The sequence below is a fragment of the Gemmatimonadota bacterium genome (genome assembly GCA_030747075.1).
GTDB lineage: Bacteria > ARS69 > ARS69 > ARS69 > ARS69 > ARS69.
Genome location: JASLLL010000005.1, coordinates 54,646 through 76,684 on the forward strand (window position 1 = coordinate 54,646; position 22,039 = coordinate 76,684).

The following is a 22,039-nucleotide window of genomic DNA, read 5'->3' on the forward strand; positions in this document are numbered from 1 at the left end:
GCGGAGATTACCCGCATGCCCTCACCTGCGCCAGTCCGCAGTTTCACCGCCTCCGTGGGACAGGGGCAGCGTGGAAGAGCGTCACGACCTTCGGGCCCGCTCACGAGGATGGGCGCTTCTATGGACCTCGGAGAGGAGCGTCGTGTCCACTCGCGTGTAAATCTGCGTCGTGGACAGGTCTGCATGGCCCAGAAGCTCCTGAACGACGCGCAGGTCCGCCCCTCCCTCCAGCAGATGAGTCGCGAAGGAGTGCCGCAGAGTATGGGGAGACACACTCCCGCCCAGCCCGGCCGCTCGCGCGTGACGCCGAATCGCAAGCCAGATTCCCGCACGAGAGAGACGCCCCCCGCGCGCGTTCAGAAACAGCGCGTCTTCGCGCCTGCCCCGAAGAAGCGAAGGCCTCCCCTTCCGCCGCCACGCCTCCACCGCATGGCGGGCGATGCGCCCTACCGGGACCTGGCGTTCCACTTCTCCCTTGCCTCGAACGCGAACAAGTCCCGGCTCTTCGTCCAGATCTCCCTCATTCACCGAGGCCATCTCCGACGCCCGCAGGCCGGTCGCGTAACCGAACTCCAGAAGAGCCGTGTCACGAAGGGCCAATGGGCCTTCCTTCGGCACCGCCGCGAGCAGGCGTTCGATTTCCGGCACCGTCAACGCACCCGGGAGCTTCCGCGTGCGCCGAGGCCCCACGACTTCGCGCGTCGGATCCTCCCCCGCGAGCCCGGCGCGAAGCGCGCTTCGGTGAAGTCCCCGCACTGCGCTCAGTCTCCTGCGAACCGTGGTGGGCGCGCGCCCCCGCTTCGTCTCGGACTCCAGGAACTCGGCCACGAGTGTCGGGGTGACATGCTCCACTTCGACCACCTCGCGCTTCCGCAGTGCCTCCACATACGCCGCAAGATCCCGACGGTACGCGTCCAGCGTGTTCTTCGACGCACCCCGTTCAACCGAGAGTTCATCCAGAAAGCGCCGCTTCGCGTCCTCCAGCTTCATGATGCGTCTCCGGACATCCGTTCCCAGATTGCGCGAGCCAGTTCGACCCCGATCCCCGGGACGGCGGCGATTCCCTCGCGCCCGGCAAGGCGCAGCCCCTCCGGTGAGCCAAACGCACGCAGAAGAGCCCGCCGCCGCTTCGGCCCGATCCCGGGAATGCCGTCGAGGGCGCTCTCCCGCATTCGCTTCCCGCGCTTTCGGAGATGCGCTCTTCGGGCAAACCGGTGCGACTCATCGCGGACTCTCTGAAGCAGTGCCAGCGCGTGATCGCCTTCCTTCATACACACCTCGCCCGGACTTCCCGCCAGGCGCACGACTTCCTCGCGCTTGGCCAGCGCCGCGACGGGCACGCCGCCGAGCCCCGCCTCCATCAGCGCCCGCCGCGCCGCCTCCAGTTGTGCCTCTCCACCATCGACCAGCACGAGATCGGGAATCGTCCCCTCTTCCCGGGCCGTCTTCGCGCGCCGCCCCACGGCTTCCCCGATCGCGCCCGGGTCGTCTGCCCGCGCGGCAGTTCGAATGCCGAAGGTACGGTATTCCGCACGCGACGGCTGCCCTCCCCGGAACACCACCAGCGATGCATACGCATCTCGACCCTGCACATGGGAGATGTCGAACCCCTCGATCCGGCCCGGGAGCCCCGGGAGCCCCAGCACCGCCGCCAGTTCGACGAGCGCCGCGTCCCGCGTTTCCACCCGTTCCGCACCCGCCCCCACCGCCACCGCCGCATTGTGGTCGGCCATCTCCAGAAGCCTCGCGCCGTCGCCGCGGCTGGGCACCCGAAGGCGAACGCGACGACCGGCCCTCTCCCCCAGCCAGCTCTCAAGGACGGGCGCGTCCGCAACCCGGGCAGGCAGCAGGATCTGTGGCGGAATGGTGGATCTGGAACGATAGAACCCGAGCAGAAGAACGCGCGCCACCTCCGCCGGGGAATCCTCCGGGCCGCACTCCACATCCAATCGATCCCTCCCCACGACGCGCCCTTCCCGCAGATGAATGAGAACGCCCGTGCCCCGGCTGCCGTCCCGCGCAAAACCGAGCGCGTCGAGATTCCCACGCCCGAGAGTGACATGCTGGGTTTCGAGAGTGCTTCGGAGAGAGCGAAGTCGATCGCGGATGCGCGCCGCCTCCTCATAGCGACGATCCCGGGACGCCCGCGCCATGTCCTCTTCCAGCGCCGAGAGAATGCCCACGCCCCGGCCGCCGAGGAAGCTCATCACCTCCTCCACGATTCTCCGGTACTCCGCCGGATCCCCATCTCCGCGACACGGGGCCACACACCTCCCCAGCTGATGGTCCAGGCAACCTCGCTCGGACATGCCCTCCGTCAGGCGGATCCGGCAGGTCGGCAGCGGAAAGGCCGCCCCCAGCGCACGCAGCGCACTTCGCATGGATCCCACATCGGTGTACGGCCCGAAATACCGACTGCCGTCCTCGACCACCTCGCGCGTCGGAACCACGCGAGGATACGGTTCCCCGAGCGTCACCTTCAGGTACGGATAGCGTTTGTCGTCCCGGTACACCACATTGTACCGGGGTCGGTATTCGCGAATCAGGTTGTATTCCAGAAGCAGCGCTTCGACCTCGGTTCTCGTGACGATGGTCTCCACCGAGTCGGTCTGCGACACCGTGCGCTTCACCTTGACGGCGGGGTCCGCGGTGGGCGCGAAGTAACTTCGAACTCGCGTGCGAAGAACTTTCGCCTTCCCGACATAGATGACCGCTCCCTCGTCATCCCGGAAGAGGTAGACGCCCGGTGCCCGCGGAAGCTCGGCCGCCTCTCGCGCCAGACGCTTCCGCCGGACGGCGGAGGAACTCGCCTCGCTCACTGCCGCCCCGCTCGTCTCCGGAAGACCGCGACCACGTCGGCCAGTTCACGATGGCGCAGCAGACGCCCCGCGACGAGCCACAGACTCAGTCCGCCCACCACGCCGCCCGCCACTTCTCCGACGCGCCCCACCGGCGCTCCCAGGGCTGCGCCCGCCACACAACCCACGCCCAGCGCAAGGGTCGCGGCCAGCGTCCGGACGACGGAGCCCGTCAGCGCCCCGCGTCCCCGCAGCCCGATCCGGCCGCGCAATCCCGCAAGGAGAAGGCCGGTGTTGAGGCACGCCGCCAGCGAGGTCGCCAGCGCCAGGCCACGCAACCCCATGGGGCCCACCAGCGCGAAGTTCAGCACAATGTTCGTCCCCATCGCCACACACGCGATCCGTACCGGCGTCTTCGTGTCCTGCACGGAGTAGTACCCTTGCGCCAGCCCCTTCACCAGCCCGAACGCCGGCAGACCCAGCGCGTAGAACGCGACAGCTCCCGCCGTCATCGGCGTGGAATGCGCCGCGGTAAACTCCCCGTACTGGAAGAGGAGGCGCACGATCGGCTCCGACAGGATCATGAGCCCCGCCGCCGCCGGCAGAAGGAGCGCAAACAGAAGTCGCAGCGAATGCGCGAGCCCCTCGCGAAGTTGCGCAAGGTCACCCCGTGCCGCGCGCATGGAGAGGTCCGGAAGCGCCGCCGTCGATATGGCCACGCCGATGACGCCCATCGGGAGAAGGGTCACGCGGTTTCCGAGACGCAGCGCGGAGAGCGAACCTTCCTCCAGCCGGAGTGCCAACAGCGTGTCGACCAGCAGATTCACCTGCGTCACGCCGAACGCCAACAGCCCCGGCAGCATGAGAGCTCCGATCCGCCTCACATCCGGATCGGACGGCTTCCATGCGGGCGTAATGGGAAGCCCCAGTCGGCGCATGACCGGGAAGTGGGCGAACCAGGCCAGAAGCCCCCCCGCCAGCCCTCCGAGGGCGAAGACGACCGCGCGGCTCTCCAGACTTCCCCCGCGAAGCACCGCCACGCCCGCGGCCGACAGAAACGACAGATTCAGGAGAATCGGAGCCAGCGCAGGAATCCGGAAATGACGGAGGCTGTTGAGCGCAGCCCCCGCCAGCGCCGCTCCCCCAGCGAACAGGAGATACGGAAACAGGATACGCAACAGTCTGACGGCGTAGTCGAACGCGGCCGGATCCGCCGACCAGTCCCGCGCGTACAGGCGCACGAGCGGTTCCGCAAGGAACTCTCCCGCCAGCGTCAGGACAAGGAGCACCCCGAAGAGAGACCCGGCCACACGCCGGAGAAGGACCCCTCCGGCCCGGTCCCCCCGGCGCTCCCGGACCTCGGTGAAGACGGGGACGAAGGCTGGATTGAGGTTCCCCTCGCCGACGATGCGGCGAAAGAAGTTCGGCAGGAGAAACGCCAGATTGAAGGCATCGGCGACAAAGCCCGTCCCGAAAAGAACGGCAAAGGCGGTGTCCCGCGCCAGCCCGAATACCCGGCTCAGAAGCGTCGCGGCCCCGATTCCCGTCGCCTGCCGGGTTACCGGCCGGATCCCGCCCCCCTCCATCGCGTCCCTCCCCGCTGACAGTGGACATTCCACGTTTCCGCCGCAGTCGTCAAATGACGCTTGACCCGCCCCGAACTCCCCCCTAGAATCCATCGGTCCGTATAGGGATATCGAAACTCACGCTTGGAGAGGCTCTACTTATGCCCCAGCACAAGTCGTGCGAAAAGCGCCTGCGTCAGACCAAGACGGCCAATGAACGCAATCGCGCCATTCGCAGCGCACTCCGAACCATCGTGCGCAAGTTCCGCGAAGCCAGCGGCGAGGAAGCCCGGGACCTGTTCACCCGGAGTTGCTCCGTTCTGGACCGCGCTGCCAGCCGGAATGTCATCCACCGCCGCCAGGCGGATCGCCGGAAGAGCCGATTGGCTCTCGAACTGGCTCGGAAGACGGACTGACCGGCCCACGCTGCCTGAATTCAGACCCCCCGGCTTATACCCGGGGGGTTTCTTCGTTCAGCATCCGCGCCACCACCTCCGGCGCGGACTCCACGGAGACCTTCTCGACCTGACCGTCGCGTCGGCGCCGCACCTCAACCAGTCCTTCCGCGAGATTCCGCTCTCCGATGGTCACCCGCACGGGGCTGCCCACCAGGTCCGCATCCTTGAACTTCGCGCCCGGCCGGCCAGAGCGATCGTCCAGCAATGTCTCGTCCGCGGGAAGCGCGTCAGCGATGGTCCGTGCCGCGATCATCGATTCCTCATGCGCGGCCTTGACCGGCGTGACGGTCACCTCATACGGAGCCAGAGCCACGGGCCAGATGATGCCGTTCTCGTCGTGGTTCTGCTCCACAGCCGCCGCCACCGTCCGCGTCGTCCCGATGCCATAGCACCCCATGACACTCGTCCGGTTCTTGCCGTCCTTGTCAAGAAACTGCGCCCCCATCGCCCCGGAGTACTTCGTCCCCAGCTTGAAGATGTGGCCGACCTCGATCCCCCGGATCGCCTGCATCGGTCCCCCCCCGCGCGGGCACAGGTCTCCGGCGCGAGCCGTCGCAATATCACACCAGTCGTCCGGGTCGAAGTCCCGTCCAGGGTTCACCCCCGTGAAGTGCGCATCTTCCCGGTTGGCACCGGTCACTCCGTCCGCAATGCCCCGCACGGAGTAGTCCGCGATCACGCGCACCCCGGAGAGTCCCACCGGACCCGCGAATCCGACCGGGGCCTTCGTGACGCGCGTGATCACTTCCGGAGAAGCCAGCTCCACCCGCTTCCCGAGGAAGCGCGCCAGCTTGCCCTCGTTGACATCCCGATCGCCACTGACCAGTGCAACCACCGGGCCATCCTCCGTCTCGTAAACCAGCGTCTTCACCAGTCGCCCCGGCTCGACACCGAGGAACGCCGCCACCTCATCCACGGACTTCAGCCCGGGCGTGTCCACTTCCGCAAGATCCGCACTCCCTTCGGGCGACTCGCCCCCCGGATCCAACCGGTCCGCGCGTTCGTCAGAAGCGCAGTAGCCGGATTCCTCGCTGAAGAGAATCGTCGCCTCTCCGGACTCCGCCAGCACCATGAACTCGTGGCAGACCTCTCCCCCGATCGCGCCGGAATCCGCCTCCACCACGCGAAACTCCAACCCGCATCGCGTGAAAATCCGTGTGTAAGCTTCGTGCATCTTCCGATAGGTCTCGGCCAGGCAGTCTTCGGTTTCATGGAAGCTGTACGCGTCCTTCATGCCGAACTCGCGTGCCCGCATCAAGCCGAATCGAGGCCGGATCTCGTCGCGGAACTTGGTCTGGATCTGGTAGAGATTCACCGGCAGCTGCCGATAGGACGAAACCTCGGTCCGGATAAGATCGGTGATCACTTCTTCGTGGGTCGGTCCCAGCGCGAAGAAGCGGCCATGCCGATCCTCCATTCGCATCATCTCTTTCCCGTAAACATCCCAGCGCCCCGTCTCCTTCCAGAGATCCTCCGGCGAAAGAACGGGCATGCGGACTTCCTGCGCACCGGCCCGGTTCATCTCCTCGCGGACAATGGCCTCTACCTTCAGCACCGATCGCCACCCAAGCGGAAGCATGGTGTACAAGCCGGAGCCGACTCTTCGCATCATTCCCGCCCGGAGAAGCAAACGATGCGAAGGGATCTCCGCGTCCGAGGGGACCTCTTTCATGGTGGGGATCAGCGCGCGACTCCACAGCATTGGTTCCCTGCCTCCTCTTTCCCTGGAGATGTCCTTACCTGTTCGAGTCCCCGCGAAGGGAATCGCGAACGCGGTCCGCAATCGTGGCCGCGAGCTGCCGATCCGCGTCGGACAACCCGCCACTCCGGGGAGTCGACACCCCGCAGGAAGCCAGCCCCTCGCGTATCCCGTGTCGCCCTCTCTCATCAAGAAGGCGCTCCACCTGCTCCCTGCCCAGCGGATGCGCCCCACCCAACAGCCGCGCCACCAGGAGAACCCGCGCCGCGTGTTCGACCGTCTCCATCCGGCGGTACGCGCTGGAAACGCAACTCCCCACGGTCACCACACCGTGATTCGCCAGAAGAACCGCGTCGTGATCGGCGATCCACGGATCCAGCGACCGGGACAGATCCTCGGTCCCCGGCGTGCCGTATGCGGCGACCGGCACCCCCCCGAGCCCCAGGATGACCTCCGGCAGGACACATTCCGACAGGTCCGCCCCGGCCGCTGCAAAGCCGGTCGCCACCGGCGGGTGGGCATGAACCACCGCCTTCACATCCGGCCGGAGATCATAGATGCGAAGATGCATCCCTGTCTCGGAAGAAGGAGTGCCGCGCCCTTCCCGCACCTTCCCGGCGCGACCCAGAAGGAGCAGGTCCTCCGCGACCATCTCCCCCTTGGCGCGGCCGGACGGCGTGATCAGGAGGGTGTCCTCCTGGCCGAGCAGCGCAGAGACATTGCCATCGGTGCCCGCGACATACTGCCGGGTGTCCAGCCGCGCACAGACGCGAACGATCTCCCGGCGAACTTCTTCAGGAGTGGTCACTTCTCAGGAACCCTCCACGGGTGGTGGTCGACTACACCGACAATCACGGTGCGAATGGGCGGCTGGTCGAGGCCGAGCACCTGTCCGGCCGAGTTCCCTTCATCCAGGACGAGGACTTCGTCCCCGACGCCGGCGTCCACGGTATCCACCGCCAGATACGCTGCCCCCCGAAGCACGCCGGTCGCGTCCATCGGGCGCACCAGCAGGAGCTTTCGCCCGGCGAGTGTTTCCTCCTTCGCGGTGGCCCAAACGCTCCCGATGACCTGCCCGAGTTTCACGCGTCCTCCTCCGGGCACAGCTCTTCCTCAACGGAGAGATCGTCGACGATCCCGAGAATCGCCGCATCCACCGGCGCACACTTCCCGGGGAATGCCTTCGCGGCCTCGCGGGACAACACAAAGAACACGCGGTCCCCGGCGCGAGCGGACACCTGATCCGCCGCGATCAACGGGGCGCCGCTTGTCTTCCCGCGCTCGTCCTCCGGCTGGATTACGAGGAATCGGAAGCCCTCCAGGCGAGGGTTCTTCCGCGTCGCCCAGACGGTGCCGATGACGCGCGCCAGATTCATCCGGCACCCCCCTCGTCCGTGCTTTCGGTGAGCATCCTCCCCACCCGCGCCGCCAGTTCCGGATGCGGACCCGCGAGAACCTCGGTTCGAACATGAAAGCCGCGTTCATCAATGGGCGCACGCGCCGCTTCCACGGCCGCCTGCACCGCGGCGACATCTCCGGTCAGCGTGAAGAAGCCCTTGCCGCCGATCCCGCGACCGGCCCCCAGTTCCAGAACGCTCACCGTCGCGGCCTTGGCGGCCGCGTCCGCTCCGACAATCGCCGATGCCACCGTCAAGGTCTCCACGATCCCGATCGCCTCGCCCACCTTCAGCGCGGACGGCCCCCGGCCAATGGCGGGCGGCACCTCCGGGTGCACACGCGCAAGGAGAAGTTCGTCCAGGATGCAGCCGGGTGCCACCGATCGACCGCTGTCCAGCGAGGCCTCCACCTCCGCCACCCCCCCACCGAAGATCACGAGAAACTTGCCGGGGGAAACGGGCGACGCTCGAAGCAGAGCCACGCGAGCGGTCTTGAGTACTTCGTCCGCCGCACGCACTCCGGCCGCAATGGACGAATACTCCAGAAGCCCCAGCGCATCCTCGACCGTCTTCACGCTCTCTCCCTTACCAGCGTCAGCGAACCATTCAACGCGCGAACTCTCCCCGAGAAGGGCGCGTGAATGCGCACTTCCTGCTCCCCGTCCCCGCCTCGGGCGACCACCTGCCCCTTCCAGACATCCTCCCCAGTCCGGACGACCGCCGAGACGCGGAGTCCGTCCTCTTGGGCCAGCGACAGGCGAACGCGCCCGATCCGGTCGCGGACATCGGTCCGGGCCTCCACCGCTCCTCCGATCCCGAGCCTGCGTGCGAACGCCTCGCGCGGGACGAAGCGAACCGCTGACGGCGACCGCTGCCGCACCCCTTGCGAACGAACACGCTGCGCGACTTCCGATGCGAGTCTACCCACCGGAATCGCCGACGGACAGACGGTATCGCACAATCGGCATTCCAGACACGATCCGGACGCGCTCGGAGGATACGGTCCTCCATCCCGCCCCGGCCAGCGAAGAGCGTCCACCAGGCTTCGCGGCCGCACCCCCGCATCGGCAGCCGGGCAGATGGTGTTGCACAGGAAGCAGCGGGAGCAGCCCGCTTCCACGCGAGAGAGCGCGCTGTTGAAGGAGCGCGCCTCCCCTTCGGCCAGTGGGTGATCGGGCGGAAGGAAGATCATCGCACCCTCCCCGGCGGAAATGCCGTGTCGCGTTCCGACCGCTCGCCCACGACTCCCGCTCCAGGCGAACGCCACCGCATCGGGTGACTTGCGCCCTCCCGCCATCCGCGCAAGCGTGGCAACCGTCGTGCCAAGGGGAACGCGAAAAGTGCCCGGACTGCGCACATCTCCGGCAACCGTCACCCATGCGTCGAGCAGAACACGACCGCGCCTCGCGTGCCCGGCCGCCACCGCAACCCATGCGGGAAAGATGCGAAACGCGCCTGCGGGAATGCCTTCAAGACGCGGCGTTGCGGAGAGCCATGTCCGCAGGGCGGACTCCTCTCCCATCGGATAGAGATCCGGAAGTTCCATCGTCGCGATCCGCCCGCAGCGCGCCACCAGAGCTTCGAGCGTCTGTGCCTGCGCCTCTTCCGCTCCGACTGAGGCGATGAACACCGGGGCGCCGCCGCATCCCTCTCCGAGAACGCCCGCGCCCGCCACGAGATCCTCGGGACACTCCGTCAGGAGCGCCGTCTCCGAGGCCTGCCCCGGAGCGGCGTCCACGACCGTCACGACCACCGGCCCGGCCTCCCGCGAATCCGTGCGGGGAAGCCGCCGGGGAATCCCTCCCCAGGCGAACAGGTCAGACAGCGTGGGGGAGTTCACGGTCACACGATGCGGAAGGAATCGACGAGCGTGCAGCGACGGAACCGGGTGAAGTCCCGCGCAGTGGTCATGCCCTCTCCGGTCGGACTGGCGATGGTGAAGCTGGTATAGCCCTCTCCGCCTTCGCCCAGTCCCTTGTAGTGTGGACCGTTCTTCACGAAGATCGAGCAGTCGATGACCCGGGCCATGCGCGAAAGCTTCTCGATGTTCCGCGAATAGATGGAAGCGCTGTGGCGGTTGCCTCCTTCCACCTCCCGCGCGAAGTCGATGGCGGTGTCGACATCCCGAGCGCGGGTGATCCCCAGCACCGGCATCATGAGTTCCGACCAGAGGAAGGGATGTCCGGCATCCACTTCAGCGACCAGAAGCCGCGTGTCGGTCGGGCCGTCGACTCCGGCCGCGTCCAGGATGACGCCCGCGTCCCGGCCGATCAGTTCCCGGTTGGGAACGGATGCACACCCGTCGCCGCGGTCTTCCGCAAGGACGACTCGACGGACGGCATCCAGTTCTGTTCCGGTCAACTCGTAAGCACCCTCGGCGGACAGACGATCCATCAGATCCCGGGCGACGCGATCGACCACGATGACCTCTTTCTCGTCCGTGCAGATGATGTTGTTGTCCAGCGAGGCACCCCGGACAATCCCCCACGCCGCCAGATCCAGATCCGCCGTGGTATCCACCACCACGGGCGGATTGCCGGGTCCGGCGGTGATGGCCCGTTTGCCCACACTCATCGCTTCCTTCACAACCCCCGCGCCGCCCGTCACGACGATGAGGCGAACCGTCTCGTCGCGCATCAGTGCCTGCGTTCCCTCGATGGACGGTTCCGCGAGAGTGGTGAAGACATTCGGAGGGCCGCCTTCGTTGCGGACGGCCTCTTCCAGAAGGCGCACCGTTCGGAGCGAAGTCTCCTTCGCGCCCGGATGCGGAGCGAATACCGCGGCGTTGCCCCCCGCCAGCATTCCGATGCCGTTGTTGATCACCGTCTCTGACGGATTCGTGGAGGGGGTGACCGAAAGCACGACTCCGTACGGCGCACGCTCCTCCAGCGTGAGTCCGTGGTCTCCCGTCCGGGCCCACGGGGCGAGGTCTTCAATGCCGGGGGTCTTGCGGGCCACCAGGAGGTTCTTGATGACCTTGTCTTCCACACGCCCGAGGCCGGTCTCGCGAACGGCCAGCTCCGACAGCTCCGCCGCATGGGTCTCCGTGGTGTGGCGGATGGCCGCGATCCACTTCTCCCGATCCTCCAGCGTGGTTTCCGCCAGATCAAGGAAGGCGCGTCTCGCCGCTGCCACGGCCTCTTCTGTGGTCTCGAAAACGGCATGACCCGTCGTGGATGCTGCGGGCCGCGAGGGCTGCACAGGAGCGTTTGCGGAGGCTGTCTCCCCTCCGACGAGACCCTCGGCTTCCAGCCTCGCGAGAACCTCTCCCACGATGGAGTCGATCCGCCGCGTGTCCGTTGCCACCGCTCCCCCTCGTCGGGTCAGGCGCCGACCCCGGGCCGCGCCTTGTCGTAGACGACCTCTCCGTGAGTCTCCAGTGCATCCACAATGGCCATGATCACTGCGTCCACAGGAGCATCAAGAGTCTGCTCGGTCAGTCGGGCTGAACTTCCCGCGGCCGTCAGGACGATCTCTCCCGCTCCGGCCCCGACGGCATCCACCGCCACGACAAAGGCTCCCGTCGGCTTCATGTCAAGCCCGAGCCCCTCCACGACCTGCAAGGTGAAGCCTGACAGACGGTCTTCTTTGCGAGTGGCCACCACGGTGCCCACAACTCTTCCCAGCGTCATTCAGACCTCCGACCCCTGCCGCAAAGACTAAGCCTGGACAGGTGCCTCCTGCCCGACCGGCAGGATGTTCTCCACATTGGCGTGCGGACGCGGGATCACATGGACGGTGACCAGCTCACCCACCTTGTTGGCGGCGGCACTGCCGGCGTCGGTCGCGGCCTTCACGGCTGCCACATCCCCCCGCACCACGGCGGTCACATACCCGCCCCCAATCTTCTCGTATCCCACAAGGGTGACATTCGCCGCCTTGACCATGGCGTCCGATGCCTCCACGAGAGCCACGAAACCGCGCGTTTCAATCAGCCCCAGAGCCTCCATCACAAAACCTCCCGGTGCGCGGGTTCGACATCCCGCACGGCGGACCCGCCCTTGGGGGCAGGCATTCGACTACTTCAAGAGGATATCCTCAAGCGAGGAATGCGGACTCGGAATCACATGGCTGCTCACCAGTTCCCCGACCCGCTCCGCCGCCTCGACGCCCGCGGCCACGGCCGCCTTGACCGCGCCCACATCACCCCGGACCAGTGTGGTCACGAGTCCGGATCCGACCTTCTCATACCTTGTGAGTGTCACGCGGGCCGCCTTCACCATGGCGTCCGAGGCCTCGATCAGCCCCACATAACCGCGCGTCTCGATCAGCCCGAGGGCCTGACCTTCCAAGGGTGCCCCCCTTCCTCCCGGGACTCCGCTCAAGGCGATCACCCGGAGAGACGCAGGAGAATGGGTTCTCCTCGCGCCATGACCCTTCAGGGTTTAGCCGGATGAGGCGGGGTTGTCAATCGAAGCCTTGGGTTCATTCCGGAGAGAAATCGGCTCGGGGAGGGCGCAACCTGCGAGATACGAAGGGTGGGAAGTTCGGCGGTCCCCCACTTTGATGCCGCGCGCGGCGGCACCCGGGAGCATACCCATGCGAGTCAGGCCGGGAGCCCGCGAATCGCGGACATCGCAGGGGACCACCATTTTCCGTTCCGACGCCTCCTTCGAAAGCGGGCGCCGTGGAGAGGGCGGAGTCCGGCCGATTTCGCGGCAGCCTGTCCGGGGCCCGGCGACCGCCGTCCCCCGCTCCACTCCAAAGCTGTCCACTCTCCAAGCACGGTTTGTGCCAGCTCGCGCCCGGAAAGCGTCAAGAGCCCCGCAGGGACCCCTCCCACCCGGAATCGCCTTTGCTGTGCCGAAGGCGCCCCGGCTCTCCGTGGGGAGATGTCCCGGTGCGGGGACCCACTCCCGGCTCCGCAGGTACCCCGCAGGGCCGAAGTGCATCCCCTCGCACCATCCCATGGGACACCTGCCAGCGAGAGTTTTGAGACACGGGGACGAGAATCCGAGGCGACCCGCAGGCGTGGCGGCGAGGGCTCAAGAGAGGAGGCGGGAGCAGCCTTCCAGCACTTCGCAGTAGAGGCGGTAGTTTGCGGCAAGAAGCCGCTTGCTCACATTCTGATACGCGATCCCGAGATCGGTTCCGATCTCCATCAGCGTGCCACCGCTTCGGCGATGGTGGATGGCCTGCCACTGAGCCGCGGTCCAGCCCGTCTCCAGAAAGTCCATGGTCCTGAAGAGCGCATCCAGTCCGGCATTGATGCGCGGATCCGGCGTCAGACCCCGTGTCCCCGGGCGCTTCGACTGATCGAGAGAGCGAAAGGCGGCACCCGCCAGCCCGGAAGCTTCCACTCCGCCGCCAATGCCCAGCCCCGCAGTGATTCCGAGCGGGACGGCGGCCGGGTCCTGCCGAAGACTGGTCCGCAGAGCATGCAGGAGCGGGAGCGCCGCGGCGACATCTTCGACATCCATCTGCCCGGCAAGCCCGTCCTCGGACGCGGGCAGCCAGCGAGCTCCCGCGCCGGGAGACGCCAGCATTCGCCGGGCCGCATCCTGCACGGGGGCGAGATCGTCCGGCACACTTTGGAGCGCGCCCCCGAGCGGGCGGACTTCCAGAAGAATCACGACGCCGGTCGACTCAAAGTCCACAGCCATACCCCCCGCTTTCGACTATCACCTATGGAGGGCGATTGTCAATCAGGACCGCGCCGCCTATCCTCCCGGACTCCATCCGCACTCGAGGAGAACCCCATGGCCGGCCCGATCCGAAGCACCCCGAACCCCCTCCTGCTGGAGATCAACACCCGCGTCTTCCTTGGGGAACTCTCCCGGGACGCGGGCCGCCCGCTGACGCTGGGACAGATCCCGGCCGCCGAGCTGGATCGAATCGCCGCGGACGGCTTCCAGGGTGTCTGGCTCATGGGCATCTGGACGACCGGGCCTCGCGCACGCGAGATTGCGCTTTCGCACCAAGGACTCCGCGGCGAATACGACCGCGCGCTCCCCGGATGGACCGACTCCGATGTTCCCGGCTCGCCTTACGCCATCGCGCGCCACGAAGCGGACCCGACTCTCGGTGGCCGGGAGGAACTCGCGCAGCTTCGCGAGAGACTTGCGCGGCGTGGTCTGGGTCTCGTGCTCGACTTTGTTCCGAACCATGTCGGCATCGACCATCCCTGGCTCGACGAAGCACCGCAACTGCTCGTGCGCGGGAGCGAACACCACCTTGCCGATGAGCCCGGAAACTGGTTTCGCCACGCCTCCGACAGCGCGCCGGCCATCGTCCTTGCACACGGACGCGATCCTCACTTTCCCGGCTGGTCGGACACCTGCCAGATCGACTTCCGAAACGCGGAAGCAAGGCAGCGAATGACCGCCGTCATGCGCGACGCGGCGGCGCAGTGCGACGGCCTCCGCTGCGACATGGCCATGCTTCCGCTGGAGGATGTCTTTCTGTCGACATGGGGAGACACCGACTCCCGGGACCCCGGCGACTTCTGGGCCGAGGCGATCCCGGCCGTCCGGCGCGACCACCCTGAACTCGTCCTGATTGCGGAGGCGTACTGGGGGATGGAGGACCGTCTCCACGAGGCCGGCTTCGACTTCGCCTACGACAAGAGCCTCCTCGATCTCCTGGCGGCCGGGAATCCCCCCGCCTTGCGGGCACACCTTTCCGCTCCCCGGTCGTCTCACGCTCACCGCGTACACTTTCTCGAAAACCACGATGAAGCGCGCGCCGCGGCTGTCTTCGAACCTCCGCGCCAGGATGCCGCCACGGTCTTCGCATGGACGCTTCCGGGCGCGCGCCTTGTCCACGAAGGGCAGGCGGACGGCCGGACGATTCGCGTTCCGGTTCAGCTTTCCGGAAGAGCACACGAGATCGTCCGCGAGGATCGCGCGGAGTTTCATCGCCGCGTTTTCGCCCTTCTCCGCGACCCGTCGTTCCACAAGGGCACATGGACCCCGGTGGATGCCGGCGACTGCCGTACGGTCTTCGGAAATCGGTGGACGCTGGACGACCGAGTGGTCCTTGTCGTGGTGAATCTCTCGGAGGAGCCGTGCACGCCGGAACTGGAGATCGCGCCGGGTTGGCCTCCTCCTCCCGCTTCCGGACACGACCTGTGGAACGCCCGCGAGTGCCCTGCCGAAGAGGCCCCGGAAGGATGCCTTCGACCCGAACTGGGGCCGTGGGAGTTCCGCGTGCTCGCGTTCGCCGGGAGTCAGCCCGCGATCCGCTCCGCCAGCGCCCGCGCCTGATCCGCCACGCAACCTGATCCCGCGCTGCGCACGGCCCGCCGCCCTGCCGCGCGAAGCGCCGACAGATCGCCGGACGCCTGTGCCGCCAGGAGATCTCCGAACCCCCAGGACTTCTCCGGGATCGGGAGGTTGTCTTCCTCCGCGAGAAACTGCACGACCACCGTCGAGTCCGGGCCGCCCTTGTGCAACTGCCCGGTGGAGTGAAGAAAGCGCGGGCCGAACCCGAGCGTCGTGGCAACGCCCCATCGGGCGGAGATGGCTGCGCGCAGTTCCGCCATGGCCCGCTCCACCGGTTCGACGGGATCTCCGAAGACGGTCAGCGCGACCGCATCGCCCCGGGTCAGCGTGGCCAGCACATCCATCGCGTCCGACTCCTCCACCGACGGCGGAGACTCTCCCGACTCAATGACCCGAAGGATCTCGCCCGTCGCGCGTTTGGTAGCCTGTACATCCGGTTGATCGAACGGGTGGACTCCCAGCACGAAACCCGCCACCGCGGTCGCAAACTCCCAGCGGAACATCTCGCCTCCGATGTCGCACGCGCCCGCCAGGGGAATGCGGAAGACTGTCTCTCCCTCGGCAAGCGGCGCCTCTTCTCCCGGCGCGACGAGTTCCACCACCATGCGATCCTCTCCGGTCGCAACGGATTCCGGGGGCTCGCCCGTCACCGGCAGGATGCCGCGCCCGTCCTTCCCCGTGCTCTCCGCGACCAGTTGTTCGATCCACGCACCCAACGACTCCAGCGCCCGCGGAAATCGCAGCGTGAGCTTGTCCCGCCCGGCGAGTGCGGCCCCGCCCATCACCGCGCCCAGGAGCGCTCCCGGGTTCTCCGCTGCCGGGATCTCCTTCCTGCACGCCGCCGCCATGGCACACGCCCCCGAGAGAAGCGCCCGCGGATCCTGCCCCAGCACCGCCCACGGCACGAGGCCGAAGAGGGTCATGGCGCTGTACCGCCCCCCCACATCGGGCGGGTTCGTGAGCACATGCGCGAAGCCTTCCTCACGCGCCCTGTTCTCCAGCGGGGATCCCGAATCGGTGATCGCGGTGAAGTGACCGGCCCACCCGCCCCCCACGGCCTCGGCCATCGATTGCCGAAAGCGCGCAAGCAGCGTCGCCACTTCGATCGTCGATCCCGACTTGCTCGCCACCAGCACATGCGTTCGCGCGAAGTCCAGCTCCGACTCCACGCGCCGGATCCGGTTCGGCGAGGACGAGTCCAGCACGATGAGCCGCGCCCCCTCACCCACGCGCCCGGCCGCATTCGCAAAGACCTCCGCCGCCAGCGAAGACCCGCCCATGCCGAGGAGAACCACATCGCGGCAGTGGCCCCGCGCCAGCGTGTCGCGAACGGCAGCCACCTCGTTCAGGCGTTCCGCCATGGGCCCCATGGTGTCCAGCCACCCAAGCCGGTTGGAGATCTCGGTGGGGTCGTCACTCCAGAGGGTGGCGTCCCGGCTCCAGAGCCGGGAGACCGCGTCCGCCCGTTCCACCGAGCGCAGTGCGTCTCCGATCGCTCGCTCCAGACTCTCCGGTGCGTGGAGACCCGGCACCCATCCAATGCTCGACATTCTCCCTCCTCATGACAGACGAACATCCTGTCATGTTCCGCCGCGTCGGCGCAACCGTGCTTGACCCGGTCCGGCCCGCTGCACCATCCTTGCACCACTGATGTTCCTTGTGAGCGGGAGCGTCACCCTCCCCTGAGTGAAAGGACCCTTCTTCATGATCCATCCCGCCTTCCGGCGCGCGGCCATTGCCGCCGTGCTCCTGCTGCTGTCCGTACCCTGCCTCGCGGAGATCCAGCACCTGGGTGTTGATTCCGCTCATTCCACCGTCCGGTTTTCCGTTCGTCATCTCGTCTCCCGCGTGCACGGCACATTCTCGGGATTCGAGGGGGTCGTGCACATCGACCCCGCCGACCCGGCCGGAACGCTCTCCTTTTCAGGCGAGGTGCAAGTCTCCACCGTCGACACCGGAAACGCGAAACGCGACAAGCACCTTCAGAACGAGGACTTCTTCGACAGCGAACATCACCGCGTGATGCGCTTCCAGTCCGGGGAGGTTCGCCAGACCGACCACGGACTGGATGTCGATGGGCTCTTCACGATGATGGGCGTCACGCAAACCGTGACCTTCCAGGTCGAGGTACTTGGCTTCATGCCGGATCCCTGGGGCCGGGGCACGACAGGAGGCTTCTCCGCCACGACGACGCTCGACCGGAAGGCCTTCGGCATGGCATGGAACACGACGCTCGACACGGGCGGACTCGTCCTGGGTGACGAGGTTCAGGTTCACCTGCAGATCGAAGCGGTCACCCTTCCAGAGACGGAGTGACACAAGCGAAGGGCTTCTCCTCCTCTGTGGGGCTTGCCGATCGGCCCGGACATGCTCATAGTCCGGGCCTTCGCGGGCTTTCGGGCCGCTTCATGAGGCCTGCCCGAACAGCGCAGGAGGTTTTCGTGAGCACGCTCAGACTCGGATCGACCTGCCGCGTTCTCCTCGCTGCGCTCCTGGCCATCACGGCGGACGCCGAGGCCGGACGCTTTGATGATCCCGCAAAGTACCCGGACGCGCCCGGTTCCGTCACCACCAGTGGCTTCGGCCTCCTCTCCTTCGGCATCACCGGCGGGTTCCAGAGCTGCTCGCTTCGGCGCTACGAGTCCTTTCTGTCCGATCGCGCCGACGACATGTTCGCATCCACGCGCATCCGGCTGGAGGGACTTTTCCCCCCCAGCTACGCGTTCGGCGCACAGGTGCAGGTTCGCCTGACCACGCACACTTTCCTCACGACAGGCCTCGAATGGACGGGGTTTGAATGGGGCGATCGGGATTTCGTGAACCTCCACCGCCTTGGAGGGGCCGTGGACGATCTTTCCGTGGGGAGCCGCACGCTCATCCGGACCCACCCCTTCTTCTTCACGCTGGGAGTGGGAGCAGCCTTCGACTTCCGCGAGGTTCGCTTCGCCTTGTCCACCAGCGGCGTTCTCGGCCGCATGCGCGTCACGGACACGCAGGAGAACTATCTGAATCAGGAGCGCTACCTGCACGAAACCACATCCAAGGGCCACGGTTTCGGGATCGAGTCCACCTTCACCATCGACTACTACACGAACCCGGACAACACGCTCTTTCTGGAGTTCTTCCGTCGCGACGGCTCCGCGACGGTCGAGTTGCAGGAGAGAGAGTGGGAGTCGTCCTTCCTGCCATGGAAGAGAGCCGTCGATTTCGACGGGGTGGGTGTGCGTCTGGGGCTCCGATGGATTTGACGCGCGCTCTTCCCGCACTCGCGGCCCTGGGAATCCTGCTTGGCAGTACCTCGGGCTGCGACGAAGGCCTGCCCGTCGAGTACTCCGACCGGCAGGTTCTCTTCCCGGCGACACTTCTGGACGCGCTTCCGCTGGCCACGACCATCGCGCTCGACTGGGACGAGAACGCGTATCTGTGGGGCCTCGGGGGTGCTCACACCATCCTCGACAACACCGGCCACGGGGGGACGCTGTCGTATCGATTCTACTCGCGTCGTTCCGAGCGCCGACTGGATGTGCATCTCTTCTCAGGTACACCGTGGGCGGGTGATGTCGTGCTTCTCGACGCGCCCGCTCCGCTGCCCGGCGCCGCGACGCTGGTGGACTCTGACGAAGCCGTGACCCGCGCGCTGGGGATCGCGGACTCGCTCAACACCGTTGCGCCGGGGACCATCCCTGAAGCCTCGACCTTTTCGGCGCGTCTGCTGAGCTATCCCGTCTGGCCGGAACCCGGCACTGTCTATGCGACCACCGACTCGATCGCCTGGCGGGTGGACCTCATGACCTATCGGGAATACGGAGGCGAAGAGGGGGCTCCGCCCGAGTCCACCTACTTCTCGCTGGCGCGGTTCTATCTTTCGCCCACGACGGGACTTCTTCTGGACGACGGGGAATCTCCCAACCCGGTCGTCCACGAGGAGATCTATCCGTTCCCCTGATCCGAGTCCGGCGCGGGTGGCGAAGACTGCGGATGCACCACGCGTTGCGGAAAGGGAATCTCAATCCCGGCTTCCCGGAAGCGGGCGAGTATGGCGGTGTTCACGGCATCCAGCGCCCGGCCGGTGAACTCCGGGTCGCGCACCCACATGTGCAGCTCGAAATCCAGCGACGACTCTCCGAAGTTCAGGAAGCGCACTCTCGGCGCGGGCGTCCCGCACACATCGTCCTCATTGGCGGCCACTTCCGACAGGATTCGCCGCACCACTTCCACATCGCTGTCGTACGACACGCCCACCGCCACACGCACACGCCGCTTGGAGTGGCGCCCCCGGCTCTCGTTCACGATCTTTGCGGTGGCGATGGAAGCGTTCGGGATGATGATCTCAAAGTCGTCGCGCGTGAGAATGCGCGTGCTTCGGATTCCCACTTCAGTCACCCGACCCCGTTCCCCGCTGTCGAGCAGGATCATGTCGCCGATGCGATACGGGGCATCGACCAGGACGGCCATCCCTCCGAAGAAGTTGGCCAGCGTGTCCTTCGCCGCAAACCCGATCGCGATTCCGGCAATCCCCGCGCTGGCAATCCACGCGGTAAGGTCCACATTCCATGCCAGCAGGAAGAAGTACGCCCCCAGGACAATAATGCCGACCCTCGTCAGCGTATCGAAAAGAGGAACGGTACTCGACTGCACCAGCGATTGCGCGCCGCCCGCGCTTCCCTTCGATCGCAGCACCGCGCTGCAAAGACGCATGGTCGCGACGCACCAGACCAGCGTCACCGCCGACTGGACGCCGGAGGTGACGAGGCCCTCCGCCTTCGCGCCCCACTCCACCAGCGAAAGGCCGAGGAGTACGCCGGCAAGCAGGACGGAGACTCGAACCGGGCGATGCAGGATGCCCACGACCTGATCGTCCAGCGTGGACTTCGTCCGGCCGACGAGTGCCCTTAGAAGGCGGGAGAAGATCCACTCCGTCAGAAAAGCCGCCGCGACCGTACCGACCATCAGAACAGCCAACGCAAGCCACGGGGAGTCGCTCAACGCGCGTACGCTCTCAAGAAGTTCCACGGCGCACCTCTCACTTCTGTGGACTCCGGGACGGAAATGGTGCCGGAGGCCGGGCTCGAACCGGCAAGGGGCGTTGGCCCCGGCGGATTTTGAGTCCGCTGCGTCTACCCATTCCACCACTCCGGCGAACGCCGGGGAGTACACCACTCGCGGCACAGAGCGTCAAGCGGAGCGGCCCATCCGTGCCCGGCGCTTCCCCACCGGGCGCACGAATCCTCCTCGCGAAGGGTTGACCCAAGCCCCCCCGCAGACTAGTCTTCGCGGGCTGTTTGCGGGATGGGGCTGTAGCTCAGTTGGGAGAGCGCATGACTGGCAGTCATGAGGTCAGGGGTTCGATCCCCCTCAGCTCCACCACCCGCTCCGGCGCGTGAGAACGACCCCCACCCTCCAGCATTTCCTGAAGCACTGCCCTGATCTTTGTGTCAGCAAAGGGATTGCAGCCCACCGGCATGGCGCGCGCATGCCCGTGCGACGCTTCGCTGGCCGCCCTCCAGAGATAAGGACCGCCACCCATCTGCCGATTCATGGGAGAGGCGGACACGCACCGGAGTGCGGAGGAGACCCATGGACATTCGTATGAGGTACGGAGGCGGCACCATCGAGGTGCGTGTACCCGAGGCCAATGTCGGGGGAGTGTACCGTCCCTCCCGCCCGGACGGCCCGGGGCCGAATGAGTCTTTGCTCGCGCACCTTGCCGGGACCCCCGGCGGGGAGGCTCTTGCGCAGGACTCCCGGGGACGGGATGTGCTCTTTCTGATCGCGGATTCCACGCGCGACGAACCCCACGGCGACATACTGGACGCTGGCTTCTCGTGCCTGACCGACGCACGGTCCATCACCGTATCCATCACCACCGGCAGCCACCGTGCGGACACCCCAGGCAACCGGAGAATCGTCCGGGACGCACATGAACGGGCCGCCGCACGCGGACTCCCGGAACCGCGCGTGGTGATCCACGACTGCGCCACCGCCACCTTCACCGACCATGGCACGACTTCGCGGGGCAACCGCGTCCTCCTGTCCGACATTCTCGATGGCGCACAGGTGTTCCTCGTGGCAACGGACATGAAGCACCACTACTTCGCGGGGTATTCCAACGCGCTCAAGGACTTCCTGCCCGGAGTGGCCTCCTTCGAGACGATCGAGCGAAACCACCGTCTTGCGCTGGAACCCGATGCCACCTTCGGGCAGCACCCGCTTCACCGCGACGCTTCGCGCCACAGCAACCCCGTCGCGGAAGACATGCTGGAGGCCTACCGGATGAGTGTCGGGAAACGCCCTTCCCACGCGCTCGCCACGGTGACGGTGGACCGGAGGATCGCCTGGGCGCGCATCGGCCTGTTGGAAGAAGTCTCCGCGGAATGCATGGACGAGGTCGACCGCGTGGCGAGTTTCTCCGTAGAGCCCACGCGCCATCTCGTGGTCTCCGCCGGAGGCGCCCCGCAGGACGACAGCCTCTATCTCAGTCAGCGCGGCATTGAACTCACGCGCGCGGCGGTCGCCGACGACGCGGAAATCCTGCTCCTTGCGGAGTGCGCCGACGGCATTGCCGACGGAGAGAACGCCTACCGCAACTTCTATGTCGAACTGACGCGGCCCCTCGATCAGGTGCTCGACAACATCCGCGACGGCTACCGTCTTTACCAGCACAAGGCCTACAAGTTCGCGGAACTCATGACCCGCGTGCGCGCCATCCATCTTCACAGCGCGCTTCCCGCCGAGGAGGTCCGGGCGGCCCATCTGCATCCCGCTCCCGATCCGCAAGCGCTTGTGGACCGTTGGATTCGCGACGATCCTTCCTGCACGATCGCGTTCTTTGACGAGGCCAACCGAATGTGCGTACTCGGAAGTGACCCGAAGTGATCCGGCGAACCCGCACCCGGGTG

Annotated in this window: 22 protein-coding genes and 2 tRNA genes; 7 read left to right on the top strand and 17 right to left on the bottom strand. The window is 66.7% G+C overall.

Features of this window, described 5'->3' with window-relative positions; all coding sequences use genetic code 11:
- Positions 1–81: 81 nt before the first annotated feature.
- The 3 genes from QF819_02915 to murJ are packed head-to-tail and all read right to left on the bottom strand — an operon-like array spanning position 82 to position 4,384.
- Positions 82–990 carry a site-specific tyrosine recombinase XerD gene (locus QF819_02915; GenBank protein ID MDP6802112.1) on the bottom strand — a complete coding sequence of 303 codons (909 nt, stop codon included), beginning with the start codon at positions 988–990 and terminating at the stop codon, positions 82–84.
- A complete protein-coding gene (uvrC, locus tag QF819_02920; GenBank protein ID MDP6802113.1) occupies positions 987–2,819 on the bottom strand; it encodes an excinuclease ABC subunit UvrC in 1,833 nt (610 codons plus the stop codon). Before uvrC ends, QF819_02915 begins: the two co-directional genes overlap by 4 nt.
- A complete protein-coding gene (murJ, locus tag QF819_02925) occupies positions 2,816–4,384 on the bottom strand; it encodes a murein biosynthesis integral membrane protein MurJ (GenBank protein MDP6802114.1) in 1,569 nt (522 codons plus the stop codon). The genes uvrC and murJ overlap by 4 nt, the downstream gene beginning before the upstream one ends.
- A 140-nt stretch (positions 4,385–4,524) precedes the next feature.
- Here murJ and rpsT point away from each other — a divergent pair, with 140 nt between their 5' ends.
- On the top strand, positions 4,525–4,779 hold the full coding sequence (gene rpsT, locus QF819_02930) for a 30S ribosomal protein S20 (GenBank protein MDP6802115.1): 255 nt from the start codon (positions 4,525–4,527) through the stop codon (positions 4,777–4,779).
- 34 nt (positions 4,780–4,813) lie between these two features.
- Here the strand turns inward: rpsT and QF819_02935 are convergent, their stop codons facing one another.
- The 11 genes from QF819_02935 to QF819_02985 all read right to left on the bottom strand — a co-directional run bounded on the left by QF819_02935 (position 4,814) and on the right by QF819_02985 (position 13,520).
- The gene (locus QF819_02935; GenBank protein MDP6802116.1) at positions 4,814–6,523 is read right to left on the bottom strand and encodes a proline--tRNA ligase; all 1,710 of its coding nucleotides are present in this window, start codon (positions 6,521–6,523) and stop codon (positions 4,814–4,816) included.
- A 34-nt stretch (positions 6,524–6,557) separates the two neighbouring features.
- Entirely contained in the window at positions 6,558–7,328 is a 771-nt protein-coding gene (locus QF819_02940; protein ID MDP6802117.1) for a class II aldolase/adducin family protein, read from the bottom strand.
- Positions 7,325–7,606: a EutN/CcmL family microcompartment protein gene (locus tag QF819_02945; protein ID MDP6802118.1), complete on the bottom strand. Its 282-nt coding sequence runs from the start codon at positions 7,604–7,606 to the stop codon at positions 7,325–7,327. The genes QF819_02940 and QF819_02945 overlap by 4 nt, the downstream gene beginning before the upstream one ends.
- Complete coding sequence (locus QF819_02950; GenBank protein ID MDP6802119.1) at positions 7,603–7,896, bottom strand: EutN/CcmL family microcompartment protein; 294 nt, start codon at positions 7,894–7,896, stop codon at positions 7,603–7,605. The genes QF819_02945 and QF819_02950 overlap by 4 nt, the downstream gene beginning before the upstream one ends.
- Positions 7,893–8,492, bottom strand: a complete 600-nt coding sequence (locus QF819_02955; GenBank protein MDP6802120.1) for a BMC domain-containing protein — start codon at positions 8,490–8,492, stop codon at positions 7,893–7,895. Before QF819_02955 ends, QF819_02950 begins: the two co-directional genes overlap by 4 nt.
- On the bottom strand, positions 8,489–9,757 hold the full coding sequence (locus tag QF819_02960) for an SLBB domain-containing protein (GenBank protein MDP6802121.1): 1,269 nt from the start codon (positions 9,755–9,757) through the stop codon (positions 8,489–8,491). Before QF819_02960 ends, QF819_02955 begins: the two co-directional genes overlap by 4 nt.
- A gap of 2 nt (positions 9,758–9,759) precedes the next feature.
- Positions 9,760–11,223, bottom strand: a complete 1,464-nt coding sequence (locus QF819_02965; GenBank protein MDP6802122.1) for an aldehyde dehydrogenase EutE — start codon at positions 11,221–11,223, stop codon at positions 9,760–9,762.
- 17 nt (positions 11,224–11,240) lie between these two features.
- Positions 11,241–11,549 (bottom strand): EutN/CcmL family microcompartment protein, encoded by a 309-nt coding sequence (locus QF819_02970; protein ID MDP6802123.1) that lies wholly within the window; start codon positions 11,547–11,549, stop codon positions 11,241–11,243.
- A 27-nt stretch (positions 11,550–11,576) separates the two neighbouring features.
- Positions 11,577–11,867, bottom strand: coding sequence for an ethanolamine utilization microcompartment protein EutM (eutM, locus tag QF819_02975; protein MDP6802124.1), 291 nt, complete (start codon positions 11,865–11,867; stop codon positions 11,577–11,579).
- A gap of 69 nt (positions 11,868–11,936) precedes the next feature.
- The gene (locus QF819_02980; protein MDP6802125.1) at positions 11,937–12,209 is read right to left on the bottom strand and encodes a BMC domain-containing protein; all 273 of its coding nucleotides are present in this window, start codon (positions 12,207–12,209) and stop codon (positions 11,937–11,939) included.
- 693 nt (positions 12,210–12,902) lie between these two features.
- Positions 12,903–13,520, bottom strand: a complete 618-nt coding sequence (locus QF819_02985) for a hypothetical protein (protein MDP6802126.1) — start codon at positions 13,518–13,520, stop codon at positions 12,903–12,905.
- Positions 13,521–13,616: 96 nt separating this feature from the next.
- Between QF819_02985 and QF819_02990 the strand changes: the two genes are divergently transcribed.
- Positions 13,617–15,122: an alpha-amylase family glycosyl hydrolase gene (locus QF819_02990; protein ID MDP6802127.1), complete on the top strand. Its 1,506-nt coding sequence runs from the start codon at positions 13,617–13,619 to the stop codon at positions 15,120–15,122.
- On the opposite strand, the gene QF819_02995 is transcribed toward QF819_02990, so the two are convergent.
- Positions 15,086–16,690 (bottom strand): glucose-6-phosphate isomerase, encoded by a 1,605-nt coding sequence (locus QF819_02995; GenBank protein ID MDP6802128.1) that lies wholly within the window; start codon positions 16,688–16,690, stop codon positions 15,086–15,088. The two genes, QF819_02990 and QF819_02995, sit on opposite strands and share 37 nt — an antisense overlap.
- A 154-nt stretch (positions 16,691–16,844) precedes the next feature.
- On the opposite strand from QF819_02995, the gene QF819_03000 reads away from it, so the two are divergent.
- The 3 genes from QF819_03000 to QF819_03010 all read left to right on the top strand — a co-directional run bounded on the left by QF819_03000 (position 16,845) and on the right by QF819_03010 (position 19,086).
- On the top strand, positions 16,845–17,456 hold the full coding sequence (locus QF819_03000; GenBank protein ID MDP6802129.1) for a YceI family protein: 612 nt from the start codon (positions 16,845–16,847) through the stop codon (positions 17,454–17,456).
- Between the two features lie 125 nt (positions 17,457–17,581).
- Positions 17,582–18,388, top strand: a complete 807-nt coding sequence (locus QF819_03005) for a hypothetical protein (GenBank protein ID MDP6802130.1) — start codon at positions 17,582–17,584, stop codon at positions 18,386–18,388.
- Entirely contained in the window at positions 18,379–19,086 is a 708-nt protein-coding gene (locus QF819_03010) for a hypothetical protein (GenBank protein MDP6802131.1), read from the top strand. Before QF819_03005 ends, QF819_03010 begins: the two co-directional genes overlap by 10 nt.
- Here the strand turns inward: QF819_03010 and QF819_03015 are convergent.
- Together QF819_03015 and QF819_03020 are read right to left on the bottom strand one after the other, a co-directional pair.
- Positions 19,071–20,153, bottom strand: coding sequence for a mechanosensitive ion channel family protein (locus QF819_03015; protein ID MDP6802132.1), 1,083 nt, complete (start codon positions 20,151–20,153; stop codon positions 19,071–19,073). The genes QF819_03010 and QF819_03015 overlap by 16 nt on opposite strands.
- Positions 20,154–20,190: 37 nt before the next feature.
- A tRNA-Leu gene (locus QF819_03020) sits at positions 20,191–20,279 on the bottom strand.
- Positions 20,280–20,431: 152 nt separating this feature from the next.
- Between QF819_03020 and QF819_03025 the strand changes: the two genes are divergently transcribed.
- Both QF819_03025 and QF819_03030 read left to right on the top strand, forming a co-directional pair.
- Positions 20,432–20,507, top strand: a tRNA-Ala gene (locus QF819_03025).
- Between the two features lie 210 nt (positions 20,508–20,717).
- Entirely contained in the window at positions 20,718–22,016 is a 1,299-nt protein-coding gene (locus QF819_03030) for a lactate racemase domain-containing protein (protein ID MDP6802133.1), read from the top strand.
- Positions 22,017–22,039 lie beyond the last annotated feature (23 nt).

What these genes read in the sequence shown, in the direction of transcription:
- QF819_03000 (MDP6802129.1), top strand. Translation starts at nt 16,845, where the DNA reads ATGATCCATCCCGCCTTCCGGCGCGCGGCCATTGCCGCCGTGCTCCTG.
- QF819_02950 (MDP6802119.1), bottom strand. Translation starts at nt 7,896, where the DNA reads ATGAATCTGGCGCGCGTCATCGGCACCGTCTGGGCGACGCGGAAGAAC.
- QF819_02985 (MDP6802126.1), bottom strand. Translation starts at nt 13,520, where the DNA reads ATGGCTGTGGACTTTGAGTCGACCGGCGTCGTGATTCTTCTGGAAGTC.
- QF819_02990 (MDP6802127.1), top strand. Translation starts at nt 13,617, where the DNA reads ATGGCCGGCCCGATCCGAAGCACCCCGAACCCCCTCCTGCTGGAGATC.
- QF819_02970 (MDP6802123.1), bottom strand. Translation starts at nt 11,549, where the DNA reads ATGACGCTGGGAAGAGTTGTGGGCACCGTGGTGGCCACTCGCAAAGAA.
- rpsT (MDP6802115.1), top strand. Translation starts at nt 4,525, where the DNA reads ATGCCCCAGCACAAGTCGTGCGAAAAGCGCCTGCGTCAGACCAAGACG.
- QF819_02995 (MDP6802128.1), bottom strand. Translation starts at nt 16,690, where the DNA reads ATGTCGAGCATTGGATGGGTGCCGGGTCTCCACGCACCGGAGAGTCTG.
- QF819_02935 (MDP6802116.1), bottom strand. Translation starts at nt 6,523, where the DNA reads ATGCTGTGGAGTCGCGCGCTGATCCCCACCATGAAAGAGGTCCCCTCG.
- eutM (MDP6802124.1), bottom strand. Translation starts at nt 11,867, where the DNA reads ATGGAGGCTCTGGGGCTGATTGAAACGCGCGGTTTCGTGGCTCTCGTG.
- QF819_02915 (MDP6802112.1), bottom strand. Translation starts at nt 990, where the DNA reads ATGAAGCTGGAGGACGCGAAGCGGCGCTTTCTGGATGAACTCTCGGTT.
- murJ (MDP6802114.1), bottom strand. Translation starts at nt 4,384, where the DNA reads ATGGAGGGGGGCGGGATCCGGCCGGTAACCCGGCAGGCGACGGGAATC.
- QF819_03030 (MDP6802133.1), top strand. Translation starts at nt 20,718, where the DNA reads ATGGACATTCGTATGAGGTACGGAGGCGGCACCATCGAGGTGCGTGTA.
- QF819_03010 (MDP6802131.1), top strand. Translation starts at nt 18,379, where the DNA reads ATGGATTTGACGCGCGCTCTTCCCGCACTCGCGGCCCTGGGAATCCTG.